The 13,730-nt window shown below is 70.8% G+C and carries 20 protein-coding genes; 8 read left to right on the top strand and 12 right to left on the bottom strand.

The features are described from left to right. Positions 1-6: 6 nt before the first annotated feature. On the bottom strand, positions 7-483 hold the full coding sequence (locus tag K6T36_RS12160; RefSeq protein ID WP_222921515.1) for a hypothetical protein: 477 nt from the start codon (positions 481-483) through the stop codon (positions 7-9). Positions 484-721: 238 nt separating this feature from the next. Continuing rightward, positions 722-1,177, bottom strand: a complete 456-nt coding sequence (locus tag K6T36_RS12155) for an Hsp20/alpha crystallin family protein (protein WP_222606822.1) — start codon at positions 1,175-1,177, stop codon at positions 722-724. Between the two features lie 188 nt (positions 1,178-1,365). Between K6T36_RS12155 and hisH the strand changes: the two genes are divergently transcribed. Further along, positions 1,366-2,010 (top strand): imidazole glycerol phosphate synthase subunit HisH, encoded by a 645-nt coding sequence (gene hisH, locus K6T36_RS12150; protein WP_222921514.1) that lies wholly within the window; start codon positions 1,366-1,368, stop codon positions 2,008-2,010. A gap of 236 nt (positions 2,011-2,246) precedes the next feature. Here hisH and pheA read toward each other — a convergent pair whose 3' ends face one another. From pheA to K6T36_RS12130, 4 genes are all read right to left on the bottom strand, one after another. Then, positions 2,247-3,068 carry a prephenate dehydratase gene (pheA, locus tag K6T36_RS12145; protein WP_222606820.1) on the bottom strand — a complete coding sequence of 274 codons (822 nt, stop codon included), beginning with the start codon at positions 3,066-3,068 and terminating at the stop codon, positions 2,247-2,249. Between the two features lie 90 nt (positions 3,069-3,158). Then, positions 3,159-3,500: a phosphoribosyl-ATP diphosphatase gene (hisE, locus tag K6T36_RS12140; protein WP_222921513.1), complete on the bottom strand. Its 342-nt coding sequence runs from the start codon at positions 3,498-3,500 to the stop codon at positions 3,159-3,161. Then, complete coding sequence (gene pdxT, locus K6T36_RS12135; RefSeq protein WP_222921512.1) at positions 3,497-4,180, bottom strand: pyridoxal 5'-phosphate synthase glutaminase subunit PdxT; 684 nt, start codon at positions 4,178-4,180, stop codon at positions 3,497-3,499. Before pdxT ends, hisE begins: the two co-directional genes overlap by 4 nt. 94 nt (positions 4,181-4,274) lie before the next feature. After that, positions 4,275-4,436, bottom strand: a complete 162-nt coding sequence (locus K6T36_RS12130; protein ID WP_073306607.1) for a preprotein translocase subunit Sec61beta — start codon at positions 4,434-4,436, stop codon at positions 4,275-4,277. Positions 4,437-4,570: 134 nt separating this feature from the next. On the opposite strand from K6T36_RS12130, the gene K6T36_RS12125 reads away from it, so the two are divergent. Next, positions 4,571-4,837, top strand: coding sequence for a thioredoxin family protein (locus K6T36_RS12125; protein ID WP_222606817.1), 267 nt, complete (start codon positions 4,571-4,573; stop codon positions 4,835-4,837). Positions 4,838-4,912: 75 nt separating this feature from the next. Then, on the top strand, positions 4,913-5,062 hold the full coding sequence (locus K6T36_RS12120) for a 50S ribosomal protein L40e (RefSeq protein ID WP_222606816.1): 150 nt from the start codon (positions 4,913-4,915) through the stop codon (positions 5,060-5,062). A gap of 117 nt (positions 5,063-5,179) precedes the next feature. Here K6T36_RS12120 and K6T36_RS12115 read toward each other — a convergent pair whose 3' ends face one another. Continuing rightward, positions 5,180-5,806, bottom strand: coding sequence for an MBL fold metallo-hydrolase (locus K6T36_RS12115; protein WP_222921511.1), 627 nt, complete (start codon positions 5,804-5,806; stop codon positions 5,180-5,182). Between the two features lie 152 nt (positions 5,807-5,958). Between K6T36_RS12115 and K6T36_RS12110 the strand changes: the two genes are divergently transcribed. The 3 genes from K6T36_RS12110 to K6T36_RS12100 all read left to right on the top strand — a co-directional run bounded on the left by K6T36_RS12110 (position 5,959) and on the right by K6T36_RS12100 (position 7,525). Further along, positions 5,959-6,129, top strand: a complete 171-nt coding sequence (locus K6T36_RS12110) for a DUF5786 family protein (RefSeq protein WP_222606814.1) — start codon at positions 5,959-5,961, stop codon at positions 6,127-6,129. Between the two features lie 61 nt (positions 6,130-6,190). Next, the gene (locus tag K6T36_RS12105; RefSeq protein ID WP_222921510.1) at positions 6,191-6,886 is read left to right on the top strand and encodes an endonuclease dU; all 696 of its coding nucleotides are present in this window, start codon (positions 6,191-6,193) and stop codon (positions 6,884-6,886) included. 30 nt (positions 6,887-6,916) lie between these two features. Then, positions 6,917-7,525 carry a uracil-DNA glycosylase gene (locus K6T36_RS12100; RefSeq protein WP_222921509.1) on the top strand — a complete coding sequence of 203 codons (609 nt, stop codon included), beginning with the start codon at positions 6,917-6,919 and terminating at the stop codon, positions 7,523-7,525. Positions 7,526-7,556: 31 nt separating this feature from the next. Here K6T36_RS12100 and K6T36_RS12095 read toward each other — a convergent pair whose 3' ends face one another. The 3 genes from K6T36_RS12095 to K6T36_RS12085 all read right to left on the bottom strand — a co-directional run bounded on the left by K6T36_RS12095 (position 7,557) and on the right by K6T36_RS12085 (position 10,094). Further along, the gene (locus K6T36_RS12095; protein ID WP_222921508.1) at positions 7,557-8,243 is read right to left on the bottom strand and encodes a rhomboid family intramembrane serine protease; all 687 of its coding nucleotides are present in this window, start codon (positions 8,241-8,243) and stop codon (positions 7,557-7,559) included. 120 nt (positions 8,244-8,363) lie between these two features. Next, complete coding sequence (locus K6T36_RS12090) at positions 8,364-8,954, bottom strand: 50S ribosomal protein L15e (protein ID WP_222921507.1); 591 nt, start codon at positions 8,952-8,954, stop codon at positions 8,364-8,366. A 216-nt stretch (positions 8,955-9,170) separates the two neighbouring features. Next, complete coding sequence (locus K6T36_RS12085; protein WP_222921506.1) at positions 9,171-10,094, bottom strand: serine/threonine-protein kinase RIO2; 924 nt, start codon at positions 10,092-10,094, stop codon at positions 9,171-9,173. A gap of 339 nt (positions 10,095-10,433) precedes the next feature. On the opposite strand from K6T36_RS12085, the gene K6T36_RS12080 reads away from it, so the two are divergent. Further along, on the top strand, positions 10,434-11,306 hold the full coding sequence (locus K6T36_RS12080) for a lipoate--protein ligase family protein (protein ID WP_222921505.1): 873 nt from the start codon (positions 10,434-10,436) through the stop codon (positions 11,304-11,306). A 31-nt stretch (positions 11,307-11,337) separates the two neighbouring features. On the opposite strand, the gene K6T36_RS12075 is transcribed toward K6T36_RS12080, so the two are convergent. Both K6T36_RS12075 and K6T36_RS12070 read right to left on the bottom strand, forming a co-directional pair. Next, positions 11,338-11,886: a peroxiredoxin family protein gene (locus K6T36_RS12075; RefSeq protein WP_222921504.1), complete on the bottom strand. Its 549-nt coding sequence runs from the start codon at positions 11,884-11,886 to the stop codon at positions 11,338-11,340. A gap of 102 nt (positions 11,887-11,988) precedes the next feature. Further along, on the bottom strand, positions 11,989-12,690 hold the full coding sequence (locus K6T36_RS12070) for a DUF4396 domain-containing protein (protein ID WP_222921503.1): 702 nt from the start codon (positions 12,688-12,690) through the stop codon (positions 11,989-11,991). Between the two features lie 146 nt (positions 12,691-12,836). Between K6T36_RS12070 and K6T36_RS12065 the strand changes: the two genes are divergently transcribed. After that, on the top strand, positions 12,837-13,688 hold the full coding sequence (locus K6T36_RS12065; RefSeq protein ID WP_222921502.1) for a deoxyribonuclease IV: 852 nt from the start codon (positions 12,837-12,839) through the stop codon (positions 13,686-13,688). Positions 13,689-13,730: the final 42 nt, after the last annotated feature.

The following is a 13,730-nucleotide window of genomic DNA, read 5'->3' as shown; positions in this document are numbered from 1 at the left end:
CGCGCGTCAGTTCCGTTCGTTCCAGTCAAGGTCCACGTCGCGGCGGGCGTCCTCGCCGGCCGCGAACGGGCCGAAGCCGTACACGACGACCAACACCGCCAGCGCCGGCAGCGCGTTGGCCGCCAGCGGGAGGAGGTCGAACGGGACGCCGGCGAGAACGTTCCGAGGGACGAACGCAATGAGCAGCGCGACCCACGCGCCCGGAAGCACGACGAGCCCCCCGGCGAGTTCGACCCGCCGGGCGCGTTCGGTCGTCGTCGCCGGGAGCCCGCCGCGCCACGCGCCGACGGCGCCCGCGAGGGCGGCCGCGACGGCGATCAGGGCGCCGTCCGCCGGTCCCGCGAACCCGCCGGTCCAGCCCGGAGCGTCGAGGAACGCGGCGAGCCCGGCGAGCGAAATCCCGAAATGGACCGTCGCGAGCGCGTACGCGGCGCCGGCGACGGCCCGGTCGCGGACGGTTCCGGGTCGGCGATCTGTGGACACGGCCGGAGCGACGGTCGGCACGGGCAAGTCGGTATCGGACGACCGGAGAGGGGTGCCGGCAGCTTACGGAAGGCGGTTGGGAGGCGGGATGAGGGAAGTAGACGGGAAGGAAGCAGAGGACGAGGGCAGAAGACGAAGCGAGGGCAGGAAACGAGGGAAAACCGGAACGGGAACGAGCGGGCGCTCGGGCGCTGCGTTTCCCCGTCGGTAGCGGTGTCCCGTCGGTATCGGTGTGAACTCAGTCCGACTCGTTCACTTCGATGTGGTGTCCCTCGTCGCCCTCCTCGTCCATGTGGACCTTGGGCAGGGTGACGGTGAGCACGCCGTTCGAGTAGGTCGCGCTCGCGTCGTCCTCGACGACCTCCGCGGGGAGGGTGATCGAGCGGCGCAGCGACTCGGCGCGGCGCTCGCGGCGGAGGTACGCGCCCGTGTCGCCGTCGTCGCCGTCGTCGCGGGTCAACTCCCGCTCGGCAACGATCGAGAGCACGTCGTCGCGGACGGTCAGGTCGATGTGCTCGCGGTCGAACCCGGGGAGGTCCGCCATCACGACGATCTCGTCGTCGTACTCGGCGATGTCGACGTCGATGCCCGACCGTCGCATCGCGTCGAGGTCACCCCAGTCCATCCGCCCGACGTTGCGGGACATGCGGTCGAACATCCGGTTCATCTCGTCGAAGGGAGCGATGTTACTCATTGAATCTCACCGACACGTAGTACGCTCGCTGAGATATTAAACGTCGCTGAACGCGTGATAGCCTAGCTCACGCCGCCGGATTCGACACATCTGCGAGTTTCGGTTGGTCGATGAGCCGAAGCACGTGACCGTGCGGCGCACGCCGCCGGACGGGCAACCGTTTTCACCGCCCGCCCCGCAGATCGGGTATGAACGTCACCGTCATCGACTACGGCGTTGGCAACCTCCGGAGCCTCCGCCGCGGGCTCGAACGGGCCGGCGCGGACGTGAGCGTCTCCAACGACCCCGACGCGATCCGCGACGCGGAGGCGCTCGTGTTGCCGGGCGTCGGCGCGTTTCGGGAGTGCGTGAACAACTCCGAGCCGTTCCACGACGTGCTCGTCAAGAAGGCCGAGGACACCCCGATCCTCGGCGTGTGCGTCGGGCTCCAGCTCATGTACGAGGAGAGCACCGAGGGCGCGCCCGAGGGCGAGACCGTCGAGGGGCTCGGCCTCATTCCGGGGCGCGTCGAGCGGCTCCCCGATTCCGTGAAGGTGCCGCACATGGGCTGGAACGAGCTCACGCCCGAGCGCGACCACCCGATCACGGACGGGATCGAGGCGGGCGACTACGCGTACTTCGTTCACTCCTACTGCGCGGACGTGACCGAACGCACCATCGCCTCCTGCGAGTACGGTCGGCGCTTCGCCGCCGTCGCCGCCAACGAGGCCGGAAACGTGATCGGCACGCAGTTCCACCCCGAGAAGAGCGGCGAGACCGGGCTGCAGATTCTGAGCAACTTCGTCGACTACGCGGAGGCGTACCACGCCGGCGAGGTCGCCGCCGCCGAGTGACGGACGGTCGCGCCCCGCGACGAGGCGGCGATCGCGCGACCCGCCGACCGACCATAGACGACGGCGGATCGACTCGTTCTCGCGAACGTTGAACCCGGAAGCCGGGACCAGTGCCGCCGTGCGGTGAGAACGACCCCCGGCGGGCAGCGGGTGCGCGACGCCGGCGTCGGGGCGCGGACGCGGGGCGTCGCCTGTTCGCCAGCCGAATGCGTCCTGTCCGACCGGGTCGCCGCCCGTCAGTACACCACGTGCTCGGTGTCGTACGAGCCGAGGACGCGGACCCAGCCGTCGCCGACGAGCTCCTCGACATCGCCGAGCGCCGCCTGCGCACGCTCCTCGTAGAGGCCGGCCTCGAAGTCGATGTGGAACAGGTAGTCGCCGAGGCGCTCGCCGCTCGGGCGCGACTCGATGCGCGAGAGGTTCACGTCGCGGTCGGCGAACGCCTCGAGCAGCTCCAGCAGCAGCCCCGGGTAGTTGGCGTCGGGGTAGACGACCACCGAGGTCTTCCCGCCGGCCTCGGTCCGCTCGTCGTCGCCGGCGACGACGAGGAAGCGCGTCGCGTTCGACGACTGGTCCTGGATGTCCTCGGCCAGCACCCGCAGGTCCACGCCGCCGTCGTCGGACGCCGCGTTGGCGGGGTGGCCGATGCCGGCGACCGACGGGTCCTCGCGGGCGCGCTCGACGCCGCGGGCGGTGGAGGCGACGGCCTCCCGCCGCGCGTCGGGATACTCGCGCTCCAGGTAGTCGCGACACTGCGCGAGCGCCTGCGAGTGGGAGGCGACCACCTCGAACGTCTCCGCCTGCGCGAGCAGCGCGTGGCGGATCGGGGTGACGATCTCGCGGACGACCGCCACGTCCGCCTCGGTGAGCGCGTCGAGGCTCTCGGTGACGCTCCCCTCGATGCTGTTCTCGACGGGGACGACCCCGCGGTCGTACTCCCCGCCGGCGACCGCCTCGACGATGGCGGTGACCGACTCGCGGAAGGCGACATCGTCGGCGACGGCCCGCGCGGCGCGGTGTGAGTACGTACCGGCGGGACCGAGCGTGACTGCCTGCATACCCCGCCGTGCGCCGTCGACCCCGATAAGGACACCGGGTTCGTCAGAACTTCCACACGATCGCGGTCGCCCACGATCGGGAGTCACGCGTCAAAAGCGATCGCGCAGCTCCGCCTGCAGGTCCGCCACGTCGAGGTCCTTTCGCGCGAACAGCACGAGGAGGTGGTAGACGAGGTCGGCCGATTCGGCGGTCAGCTCCTCGAGGTCGTCGTCCTTGGCCGCGAGGATGGTCTCGGTCGCCTCCTCGCCGATCTTCTCCAGCACCGCGTTCTCGCCTTTCTCGTGGGTGAACAGCGAAGCGGTGTAGGAGCCCTCGGGGAGGCGCTCCTTGCGGTCCTCGATCGTCGCGAACAGCGCGCCGAGCACCTCCTCGTCGGGAACCGTCTCCGACTCGGGTTCGATGTCATCGCCGGCCGCGGCGTCGTCGCTCACGCGTCGACCTCCGCGTCGGCGTCGGCACCGGAATTTGCGTCAGCGTCCGCGCCGGAACCTGAGTCCGCCTCGGCATCGTCGTCCGTCGGGATCGCGGCGTGCTCCTGCCCGAAGAACGCCAGGTCGTGGATCCGCGAGTCGGGCGTCAACTCGGGGTGGAACGACGTGGCGATCACCGAGCCCTGCTTGACGGCGACGGGATCGCCGTCCCACTCGGCGAGCACCTCGACGCCCTCGCCGACCTCGTCGATGACCGGAGCGCGGATGAACACCGCGGGGAACGGCTCGTCGAGCCCGGTCACCGACAGCGGCGCCTCGAAGGAGTCCGCCTGCCGGCCGAACGCGTTGCGGTCGACGCTCACGTCGAGCACGTCCAACGTCGCCACCCGGTCGTCCTTGGCGTCGCGGGAGGCGACGATGAGCCCCGCACACGTCGCCAGCAGCGGCTTGTCGCCGGCGACGTGGTCGCGGATCTCCTCGTCGATCCCCTCCTCGCGCAGCAGCCGGGAGATCGTCGTCGACTCGCCGCCCGGCATCAGCAGAACGTCGCACTCCGGGACGACGCCGGCGTCGCGGATCTCGACGACCGCCACGTCGACGCCGTGGCTCGCGGCCGCGCGGCGGACCGCGTCGGCGTGCTCGGAGACGTCGCCCTGGACGGCGATAACGCCCGCTTTCATGGGGGAGAATCGACGGGCTGCGGGTGAAAAGGTGTCGTTCGGTCGGAGCGCCGATCGGCGGTGTGTCGTCCGCGGGTGCGTCGTCCGCGGAGCCTCAGAACGCGAACCCGAGGATCAACACGAGGATCCCGAAGAGGAGCCCGAAGGCGACGACGGTCTTCGGGTCGATCCGGATCGCGTTTCGGTCCTCCGCGTCGAAGTAGCGGACGAGCCCCGCGCTGGACATCAGGCCGCCGCTGTTCTGGCCGCTGCTCATACACCGGTGATCGCGAGTCCCCCGCCTAAGCCTTTCGACCGGCGGTCGATCGCGGCCGCCGACCGGAACCGATTGCCCGGGGGAACGGCCAGTGAGTAATCCTTATGCGCGGCCCGTCGCAACGGGCGGTCGGTATGAGCGTCCGACTCAAGGACTTCTACGCGGACTGGTGTGGCCCCTGTAAGACCCAGGACCCGATCCTCGACGAGCTCGAGGAGGACTATCCCGACGTGGACTTCGAGAAGGTCGACGTCGAGGAGGAACAGGAGATCGCGAACCAGTACCAGGTGCGCTCGCTTCCCACCCTCATCGTCGAGAACGACGACGGCGTCGTCGACCGGTTCGTCGGCGTCACCCAGCGCGAGGACCTGGAGGAGGCGCTCGCGCAGGCCGGCGCGTAAGGCCCCCGCACGTCGCAGCGACGGCCCGGATCCGACTCGCAACCGTTAACACGCACGGCGCCGCTTCCCACACGTATGGCTCAATTCGACGCGGCCGAGCGCCGCACGCTCAACAAGCTCATCTGCATGCGGTGCAACGCTCGCAACCCCCAGCGCGCGGAGAACTGTCGCAAGTGCGGCTACGGGAACCTCCGCCCCAAGGCGAAGGAGCCGCGGACCGCATAACGTCGCGGGTCGCCGTCGCGCCCGCGGACACCGTCTTCTGTTTCGGCCCGCAGCGTCGCCAGCGACAGCGGCGCCGGACGCGGCTCCCCGGTCCCCGCAGCCGCCGTCGACCGCGCCCTACTCCTCCGGATACTTCGGCTCGCGGCGCTCGGCACGCGCGAGCGCCCGCTCGATCACGTCGCGCACGGAGTCGCCGCCGGGGTCGGCGTGGAACGCGTCGCCGTGGCCCGCGTACATCGACTCGACGGAGTCTGGGAGCCGATCGAGAAGCTCTCGAAGGCTCTCGACGAGGCGCTCGCGCGACTGGCCGGCCATGTCGGTTCGACCGAACGAGCCGTCGTCGAAGGCGCCGTCGTTGTACACGACCACGTCGCCGGAGAACAGCGCGGTCTCGGCGACCAGCGAGACGTGGTCGGCGGCGTGGCCGGGCGTGTAGACGACCTCGGCCGTCTCGTCGCCGATCGCGACCTCGTCGCCGTCGGCGAGCGCGTGATCGCGGCGCGGGTGGTCGCCGTACGCGTACAGCTCGGCGTCGAACGCGTCGAGCACGGCGTCCAACTCGCCCACGTGGTCGTGGTGTTGGTGGGTGAGGATCACCCGGTCGAGGTCATCGGCGTGCTCGGCCACCACGTCGACGACGCCGGGCATCGTCCCCGCGTCGACGAGCGTCGACGCCGCGCCGTCGACGAAGTACGCGTTGCAGGTGAACTCATCGGCGTCGGCCGTGACGTTGACCGCGTCCATGTCCGGGCACTGGGGAGCCGCGCGTAAAAGCCGACCTGCCGCGGCAGCGACGCGGCCGCGCGTCCGTCGGGCCGTCGTCGCGTGTTCGTCCCGTCGACCGACCTCCGCCGGCCCACAAATATTTCTGTCGGTACCGGCTACGTACACACGGTATGGGCTTCGGAAGCTACGACGAATCCGAACAGGAGAACCAGCAGCTCGATTCGGATCTCGACCAGGACACCGTCGGCGGCGGCGAGGCCGACCACGACGGCGACGTCGAGTTCGAGTTCGAAGCCTCGAACGACGAACTCCTCGACAAGCTCGAGCAGATCAAGGACTGACGGGGCTGCGTTCGTCGGACGTCACCGCATCGCGCCATCGCACTCACTCTCGCACCACCTCGTGACCTCCGGAACCCGCGCCATCGGCGTCGCCGTCTCGGCCGACGGCCGGTCGGACGCCGACCCGCCGGCGCGCGCGACGGTCGCGGCGGCGGTCGTCCGCGGGGACCGCGTGGTCGACGGACTCTCGTTCTCGACGTGTACCGTGGGCGGCAGCGACGCGACCGCCGCCGTCGTCGACTGCCTCGACCGTTTGGACCGGCCGGACGCCCGCACCGTGCTGATCGCGGGCGTCGCCCCCGCGTGGTTCAACCTGATCGACCTCCGCCGGGTGCACGAGGCGGCCGATCAGCCCGTCGTCGCGGTCTCGTTCGAGGCCAGCACGGGGCTGGAGCCGCATCTGCGCGAGCACTTCGCCGGCGAGGCACTCGACCGTCGGCTGGCCGTCTACGGGTCGCTTCCCGAGCGCGAACCGATCCGCCTCGACGGCGAGGCGACTCGCGGCGAGCGGGCGGGCGACGAGCCGGGTGACGACCCCGACCTCTGGCTTCGCTCCGTCGGCGTCGACGCCGGGACTGCCGCGCAGGTCGTCGCCGCACACACCCCGGACGGGCAGGGTCGTCCGGAGCCGCTTCGGGTCGCCCGGCTCGCGGCACGCGCCGGACGGTCGTACGTCGAGCGCCGGACGGGGACCGTGTCGGGTGGCGCGCCGGACTCGGCGCCGGACTCGGCGCCGGACGAGGCCCGAGACGGGTAAGTTTACCTCCGCGGCGGGTCGCGTTCGCGTATGAGCGAGCAGTCGCTGGACGCGGACCTGTGCGTGTCCGACTGCGAGCGCTGTCCGGCGCTCGTGGAGTCGCGATCGCGGATCGTCAACGGCACCGGCCCGACCGACGCCGACCTCGTGTTCGTCGGCGAGGCGCCGGGAGCGAACGAAGACGAGGAGGGCGAGCCGTTCGTCGGCCGCTCGGGGACGGTGCTGGACGACGCGCTGCGCGACGTCGGGCTCGCGCGCGCCGACGTTCGCATCACGAACTGCGTGCGCTGCCGGCCGCCGGACAACCGCGACCCCCACAGCGAGGAGCTGGACAACTGTCGCGGCTACCTCGCCGAGGAACTCGCGCGCGCCGACCCCGAGCTCGTCGTCACGCTCGGGAAGGTCCCCTCCCAGCACCTCCTCGGACGCTCGGTCGCCGTGACGAAGGAGGCCGGCGAGGTGTTCGACGCCCGCGTCGGCGACGCAGCGGTCCGCTTGCTGGTGTGTCTCCACCCGGCCGCGACGCTGTACGACCGGAGTCAGGCCGACGCGTTCGAGGAGACGATCCGGACGGCGGCTGAGCTTGCGGGGCTGGCGGACGGGGAGTCGGGCGGGCAATCCTCCCTGGGGGACTACTGAGCGCGTCGGCGACGCCGAGCGCTGCGGGAGCCTACGACTCGTCTTCGGTTCCCGACACGCCGGGCGTCCCGCGCCACAGCGCGCCGACCAGCAGGCCGAACACGAGCCCCGAGAGATGGCCGCCGTTCACCGCCGCGGGGGCCCCAGGGAGGTTCGTGAGGAGGTCGACCGCGACCGTGAGGACCGACGAGCCGCCGATCACAGCGGCGAGGAGGTCCAACTCGGAGAGGTCGTCCGTGCGCCCGACCGCCCGCGTCAACGCGAACCCCCCGAGCGCGTAGCCGAGCCCGCTGATCCCGTAGACGGCGACGTTCGATGCCGGACTGTACGCGAGCAGCACCGCGTAGCCGACGCCGAGCGCGAGCGTCGCCCCCGCGACCAGAAAGAGCCAGTAGCCGCCGGGGGAGAAGTGCCGCTCCTGCGGTGCGAGCACGAGCAGGACGAGCACGTTCGTGAGGAAGTGGGGGACGCCCCGGTGCAGGAACGGCGAGAGGAGGAACACCGCGTCGCCCCCTTCGAGGTACAGCAGCGCCGTCAGCGCCCGCACCGACGGCGCTCCCGTGGCCCACGCCGCGACCACCTGCAGGAGAAACACCGTCGACGTGAGCGCGACGACCGTCAGCGTCGTCCGCGTGCGTGCCGCACGGTACTGACGACGGAGCGTGGAGACGAACGCGCGCCAGTCGGCGGTCGAGGCCGGTCGGTCCGCTGGCTGCATCGAGCGGTGCTCGGAGACAGACGCCCTTAGCACTTCCTCGGGTCCGGCTTCGATGTGGCTGCCGCTGTCTGGGTAGCGTCGGCGAAAAGTTCGAGTTCGGTCTCGGGGGTGCGGGCGACGTTACTTTCCGCCGCGGTCGCCGCGCGACACCGACGGGCGGGTCTTCTCGGTGCCCTTGCCGCGCTGGCTCAGGCCGCGGTTGCGCTTGCCGGCGTTCGTGAGGCCGCGGAACGCGCGGCCCTTCTGGGAGTCGTCGCAGATCCAGTTGAGTTCGTCGTCGTTCTGGATCGCGGGATGTTCGGGGTCGACGAGGATCACTTCGGTCCACTTCTGGGAGCCGTCCTGGCCCACCGGGTAGGAGGCGAGCACGCGGAGGTTCGGGTACTTCCGCGAGACGCGCTCCTCGCCGATGCGCTGGATGGACTTCCGGCGACCGATGCGGTTGACGCCCTGGCGCTTCGTTCGGCGGCCGGCCTTGTGGCGCTGCTTGCGCGCGCCGCCCTTGCGGACGGAGACGCGCGCCATCACGACGCCCTGCTTGGCCTTGTAGCCGAGTTCGCGCGCCTTGTCGAGGCGGGTCGGCCGGTCGATCCGGACGATGGCGCCCTCGTCGCGCCACTCCTGCTTGCGCTGCCACTGCAGTTCCGCGAGCTTGCCCTCGTCCTGGTTCCGCCAGGCTTCCTTGATGTGGGAGTAGAAGCTTCGTGCCATTGGTGGTCTCCGCGGGCGCTTGCGATTCAACCGCGTCGGGAACCCCGAGCGGTCACATTTCGTCCCGGCGTACCGGGTGCCCACTGGCGGCCCACCTGCCAGCGAGTTACCAGTAGTTCCGGACAGGCGCTTGTAAGGGCTCCGTTTCGGCTCGTCACTGTGCGGACCGGTCACACTGCGAACCCGCTGGGACCGGCGGAGGCGACCCCCTCGTGCCTACGCTTCCGGCTCCGACCCGGCGAAGGCGCGCACCGACTCGAACTCGCCGTCGACGATCGCGTCGGCGACCGCGTCGGCGTCGACGTCGGGCGTCTCGCTCGGGTACTTCCGGCCGAAGTAGCTCACGATGTTGCCCACGTCGCGCGCGAGCAGTTCGTCGGCGTTCTCGTGGTCCGTCTCGACCGACTGGGGCCAGTCGAAGATCACGATCCCGTCGTCGCTGACGGCGACGTTGTACTCGGAGATGTCGGCGTGGACGTAGCCCGCGCGGTAGGCCAGATCCATCTCCCGGAGCACCAGATCGAGCACCCCCACCGCCTGCTCGGATCGGAGCTTCGCGTTCGCCAGCTCCGGGCCGGGGAGCTTCTCCATCACGATCGCGTGGCGGTTGTGGTCGATCGGCCGGGGAACCGACACCTGGGGGTACAGGTCCTCCAGCGCGCCGTACTCGCGCTCGGCGGCCTTGCGCGCGGTGTACTGCCAGGAGACGTGGTTGTTGTCGGCGGTGTAGTCGCGCTCCTTGTTCACTTCGCGGAAGTTCGTGTACCCCTCGCGGTGGAACTTCAGCGCCATCGGGCGGTACGTCTCCACCTCGTACACGTCGCTTTCCTTGCCGACGCCCAGGGACGACCCCATCCCCGTGACCGTCTCGCGCTCCGCGAACGTGTGCAGCGCCAGCGCGTCGTACCCCTCGAAGGTGAGCTGGTACCCCTCGTACTGGATCGTCTTGCGCCGGATGAGGTCGCGATCGGCACACCGGTCGATCCGGTACTCGGCGTTCTCCTCGGAGAGCCCGGCGTACTCCGGGATCTTCTCGACGTTGACCCACTCCGAGAAGCGCATGCCCTGCTCGACGCCCGAGAGGAGATAGAAGTCCTCGGGCTCGAGTTCGGCCATCGTCTCGGCGACGTTTCCGACCATTACCCGTGTGTCGTCGCCGCGAGGTGAAAAGGGGTTCGCGGCGATCCTGAGCGGCGGGTGTGCACGGGATCGTCGGTGTGAGGTCGGACCGGAACGGTTCGAAAGCCCCCGCGACGCTCGGGTCGGTGCGGCCGCTGCGCTCCCTGGCTCGCTCCCATCAGGTCGCTCCCCTGCGGTGCTTGTCGGTCCGCGCCTTCCCCGAGCGTCGCGGCCCCTTTCAGTCCCACCCGGCGGCTGTCCCGTCGAGCGTCGCGGCCGTCTGCTCGGTGTGCGCGCGAACCGGGGCCGCCCGGCGCGGACGACCGGCGGCTCTTTCACTCGCGGCGACGGATCGCGGGTATGAGCGACACGGACGCCGACGCCGACGCCGACGCGGGGACGGGCGACGGCGCCGCCGGCCCACTCGCCGACCGCGAGTGGCGGCTGATCCGCGAGGAGGCGCGCCCCGGTCCGCTGAACATGGCGCTCGACGAGGTCGCCGCCGAGACCGCCGCCGACGGCGGCCCGCGGACGGTCCGCGTGTACCGCTGGGAGCCCTCCTGTCTCTCGATGGGGTACGCCCAGGACCCCGAGTCGGTCGACTGGGACCACTGCGCCGACGCGGGCGTCGACGTGACGCGCCGCCAGACCGGCGGCGGGGGCATCTACCACGACCGCGACGGCGACATCTCCTACTCGATCACGGCGCCCGCCGAGGAGCTGCCCGGGAAGTTGCTCGACGCCTACCACCTGCTGTGTGAGCCGGTGCTGTCCGCCTTCCGGGCCCTCGGCGTCGACGCCGACTACGCCGACGAGGAGCGCCCCGCGATCTATCGGCCCGCCTGCTACCTCCGGGGGCTCCACCCGGCCCACGACGTGTGCGCCGACGGCGGCGCCGGCCGGAAGCTCTCGGGCAACGCCCAGTACCGACGCGACGAGAGCGTCATCCAGCACGGCTCGGTGACGTTCGACGCGAAGCCCCGCGAGCACCTGGCGGTCTTCCGCGACCACGGCGTGGGCGAGGAGCGGTTCGCCGAGCGCGTCGGCGGGATCACGGACTACGCGGACGCGACGCGGGGGGACGCCGTCGCCGCCTTCGAGGAGTCGCTGGCGGGGTGGGCCGACGCCGAGGCGGGCGAATGGACCGACGCGGAACTGGCGCGGGCGGAGGAGATCGCCGACGAGAAGTACCGATCGGACGACTGGGTGCGCGAGCGGCCCGGGAGTCGCTGACGGCGGCGCCGACGGCGAGCACCCGGTCGGGTCAGAAGCCGAACGTCTCGGGCTCGTCGCCCAGTTCCGCCCGCACCGCCTCGTGGAGTTCCGCGACGGGCGGCGTGTCGCGCGTCGGGTCGAGCCAGTGCTCGCCGAGCCAACGGTAGCGGATCTCGCCGTCCTCGTCGATGAGGAAACACGAGCGGCGCGAGCGGCGGAACACCCCGAACGTCCGGTAGGCGACGCCGAACGTCTCCGAGATCGCGAGGTCGGTGTCGGCGTACAGCGGGAAGCCCAGATCCAGGCGGTCGATGAACTGGCGATGCAGGCGCGGGCCGGACTTCGAGACGCCGACGACGTTCACCTCCTCGCCGGAGGCGAACCAGTCGAAGTCGCGGAAGGCGCACCACTCCTCGATGCAGTCGGGGCTGAAGTCGACGGTGTAGAAACTGAGGAGGACGGGCCTGTCGAGCAACTCCGAGAGCGACGCCTCCCGCGTCTCCCCCTCGGGAGTGACGAGCGTCGCGGTGAACTCGGGGGCGGGATCCCCCACGTCGAGCGGGTCGCTCGGCCGATCCTCGGGATCCGACCGTGGCATGTAGCGGTCCGGACGGCGGTCACGTCAATAAGCGTGCGGTCCCCGCTGTCGGGGGTGATAATCGAGCGCGACGGGCGGGGTCGCGGGCGGCGTCGGCTCCCGTTACAGCTCCGCGGGGTTCGCCATCCCCTCCTTGACGCCGACGCGGACGAGCGCGACGTTCACCGGGTACGCGGCGAGGTAGCCGATCGACAGCGAGAACGCCAGCGCGCCCCAGAACAGGAGGTCGCCGACGTGCGCGTCGGCCGCGAGCAGGAGGTCCGTGCCGATCGCGACCACCTCCATCACCGTGATCGACGGCGTCTCGCTGTAGAACGCGTCGGCGACAGCCTCGCGGAGTCCCACGCCCTCCTGCATCAGGGGTCCGACCGTCAACGAGAAGCCGAACAGGTACGCGAACCCGAACGTCGCCGCCGCGACCCAGCCGACCGCCAGTCCGAGCAGCCCCTGTGCCAGCAGGATACCCGTCACCTCGCCGGCGCCGCAGCCGGAGTAGCAGTGGGCCGTCGACCGGAAGCCGCGTCGCGCGAGCGAATCGCGCGGGATCTGCGTACGGCCGGCGTACCAGTACACCGCCAGCCCGAACGGCCCGGAGTACAGCACCGTCAGCGTCCAGACGCCCCGCATCAGCGACGGGATCGACTCGTTGCGCTCGCGGAGGTCCCACAGCAGCACCGCCGTCGAGACCGCGACGACGACGGCCCACGCACCCATCACGTGCGGGTCCGACAGCGGGGGAACGAGCAGCTCGCGGGCGGGCTCGAACGCGCGTTCGAGGCGGCTGACGACCGTGTCGACCTGCATGGCGTGTGCCCGTCGGCTAGGCCGTTGGGACGGAAAGGGGCGGTGGCCGCGTGGTCGCTGGCGACGACGGGGGACCCCCGGAGGTCCGCCGCGACGCGGCGGCCGCTTCCGAAGCCGCTTTGCCCCCCGCCTCGTGACCGGAGGGTATGAGCGCAGACAGCGACCCGACGCTGCGCGTCGGGGCACACGAGTCCATCGCCGGCGGCACGTACAACGCGGTCGACGCGCTGGTCGACGACGGCGGCAACTGCGGCCAGATCTTCACCCACTCCCCGCAGGTGTGGCAGGACCCGAACATCGACGACGACGAGGCCGAGCGGTTCCGCGCCGCCAGCGACGACCACGGCGTCGGCCCGTGGGTGATCCACTCGTCGTACCTCGTGAACCTCTGCACGCCGAAGGACGACCTCCGCGAGAAGTCCGTCGACTCGATGCAAAAGGAGGTCGACGCCGCCGACAAGCTGGGCATCCCGTACGTGAACGTCCACCTGGGCGCCCACACCGGCGCCGGAGTCGAGCAGGGCCTCGACAACGCAGCCAGCGCGCTGGACGAACTCGACATCCCGGACGGCGTGACCGTCCTCGTCGAATCGGACGCCGGCTCGGGCACGAAGCTCGGCGGCGACTTCGAGCACCTCGCGGCGGTGCTGGAGCGCTCCGAGCAGGACCTCGACATCTGTCTCGACACCGCCCACGCGTTCGCCGCGGGCTACGACCTCTCGACGGCCGAGGGCGTCGAGGAGACGATCGCCGAGCTCGACGAGGTCGTCGGGCTGGAGCACCTCCGGTGTGTCCACCTCAACGACTCCAAACACGAGTGCGGGACGAACAAGGACGAGCACGCCCACGTCGGCGAGGGGCTCATCGGCGAGGAGGGCATGCGCGCGTTCGTCAACCACGATGACCTGCGCGACGTGCCGCTCGTGCTGGAGACGCCGACGGAGGACGGCAAGTCCTTCGCGTGGAACATCCAGCGCGTGAAGGAACTGCGGAAGTAACCGCGCCCGCGCTCCCGGTACCGCCTCGGCGACAGTGCCCGC

This window comes from Halobaculum roseum (assembly GCF_019880245.1).
GTDB classification, from domain to species: domain Archaea; phylum Halobacteriota; class Halobacteria; order Halobacteriales; family Haloferacaceae; genus Halobaculum; species Halobaculum roseum.
Note: the sequence above shows the minus strand (reverse complement) of the source record. Positions and strands in the feature narration are given on the sequence as shown.

What these genes read in the sequence shown, in the direction of transcription:
- K6T36_RS12155 (WP_222606822.1), bottom strand. Translation starts at nt 1,177, where the DNA reads ATGAGTAACATCGCTCCCTTCGACGAGATGAACCGGATGTTCGACCGC.
- hisH (WP_222921514.1), top strand. Translation starts at nt 1,366, where the DNA reads ATGAACGTCACCGTCATCGACTACGGCGTTGGCAACCTCCGGAGCCTC.
- pheA (WP_222606820.1), bottom strand. Translation starts at nt 3,068, where the DNA reads ATGCAGGCAGTCACGCTCGGTCCCGCCGGTACGTACTCACACCGCGCC.
- pdxT (WP_222921512.1), bottom strand. Translation starts at nt 4,180, where the DNA reads ATGAAAGCGGGCGTTATCGCCGTCCAGGGCGACGTCTCCGAGCACGCC.
- K6T36_RS12130 (WP_073306607.1), bottom strand. Translation starts at nt 4,436, where the DNA reads ATGAGCAGCGGCCAGAACAGCGGCGGCCTGATGTCCAGCGCGGGGCTC.
- K6T36_RS12125 (WP_222606817.1), top strand. Translation starts at nt 4,571, where the DNA reads ATGAGCGTCCGACTCAAGGACTTCTACGCGGACTGGTGTGGCCCCTGT.
- K6T36_RS12120 (WP_222606816.1), top strand. Translation starts at nt 4,913, where the DNA reads ATGGCTCAATTCGACGCGGCCGAGCGCCGCACGCTCAACAAGCTCATC.
- K6T36_RS12115 (WP_222921511.1), bottom strand. Translation starts at nt 5,806, where the DNA reads ATGGACGCGGTCAACGTCACGGCCGACGCCGATGAGTTCACCTGCAAC.
- K6T36_RS12110 (WP_222606814.1), top strand. Translation starts at nt 5,959, where the DNA reads ATGGGCTTCGGAAGCTACGACGAATCCGAACAGGAGAACCAGCAGCTC.
- K6T36_RS12100 (WP_222921509.1), top strand. Translation starts at nt 6,917, where the DNA reads ATGAGCGAGCAGTCGCTGGACGCGGACCTGTGCGTGTCCGACTGCGAG.
- K6T36_RS12095 (WP_222921508.1), bottom strand. Translation starts at nt 8,243, where the DNA reads ATGCAGCCAGCGGACCGACCGGCCTCGACCGCCGACTGGCGCGCGTTC.
- K6T36_RS12090 (WP_222921507.1), bottom strand. Translation starts at nt 8,954, where the DNA reads ATGGCACGAAGCTTCTACTCCCACATCAAGGAAGCCTGGCGGAACCAG.
- K6T36_RS12085 (WP_222921506.1), bottom strand. Translation starts at nt 10,094, where the DNA reads ATGGTCGGAAACGTCGCCGAGACGATGGCCGAACTCGAGCCCGAGGAC.
- K6T36_RS12080 (WP_222921505.1), top strand. Translation starts at nt 10,434, where the DNA reads ATGAGCGACACGGACGCCGACGCCGACGCCGACGCGGGGACGGGCGAC.
- K6T36_RS12075 (WP_222921504.1), bottom strand. Translation starts at nt 11,886, where the DNA reads ATGCCACGGTCGGATCCCGAGGATCGGCCGAGCGACCCGCTCGACGTG.
- K6T36_RS12070 (WP_222921503.1), bottom strand. Translation starts at nt 12,690, where the DNA reads ATGCAGGTCGACACGGTCGTCAGCCGCCTCGAACGCGCGTTCGAGCCC.
- K6T36_RS12065 (WP_222921502.1), top strand. Translation starts at nt 12,837, where the DNA reads ATGAGCGCAGACAGCGACCCGACGCTGCGCGTCGGGGCACACGAGTCC.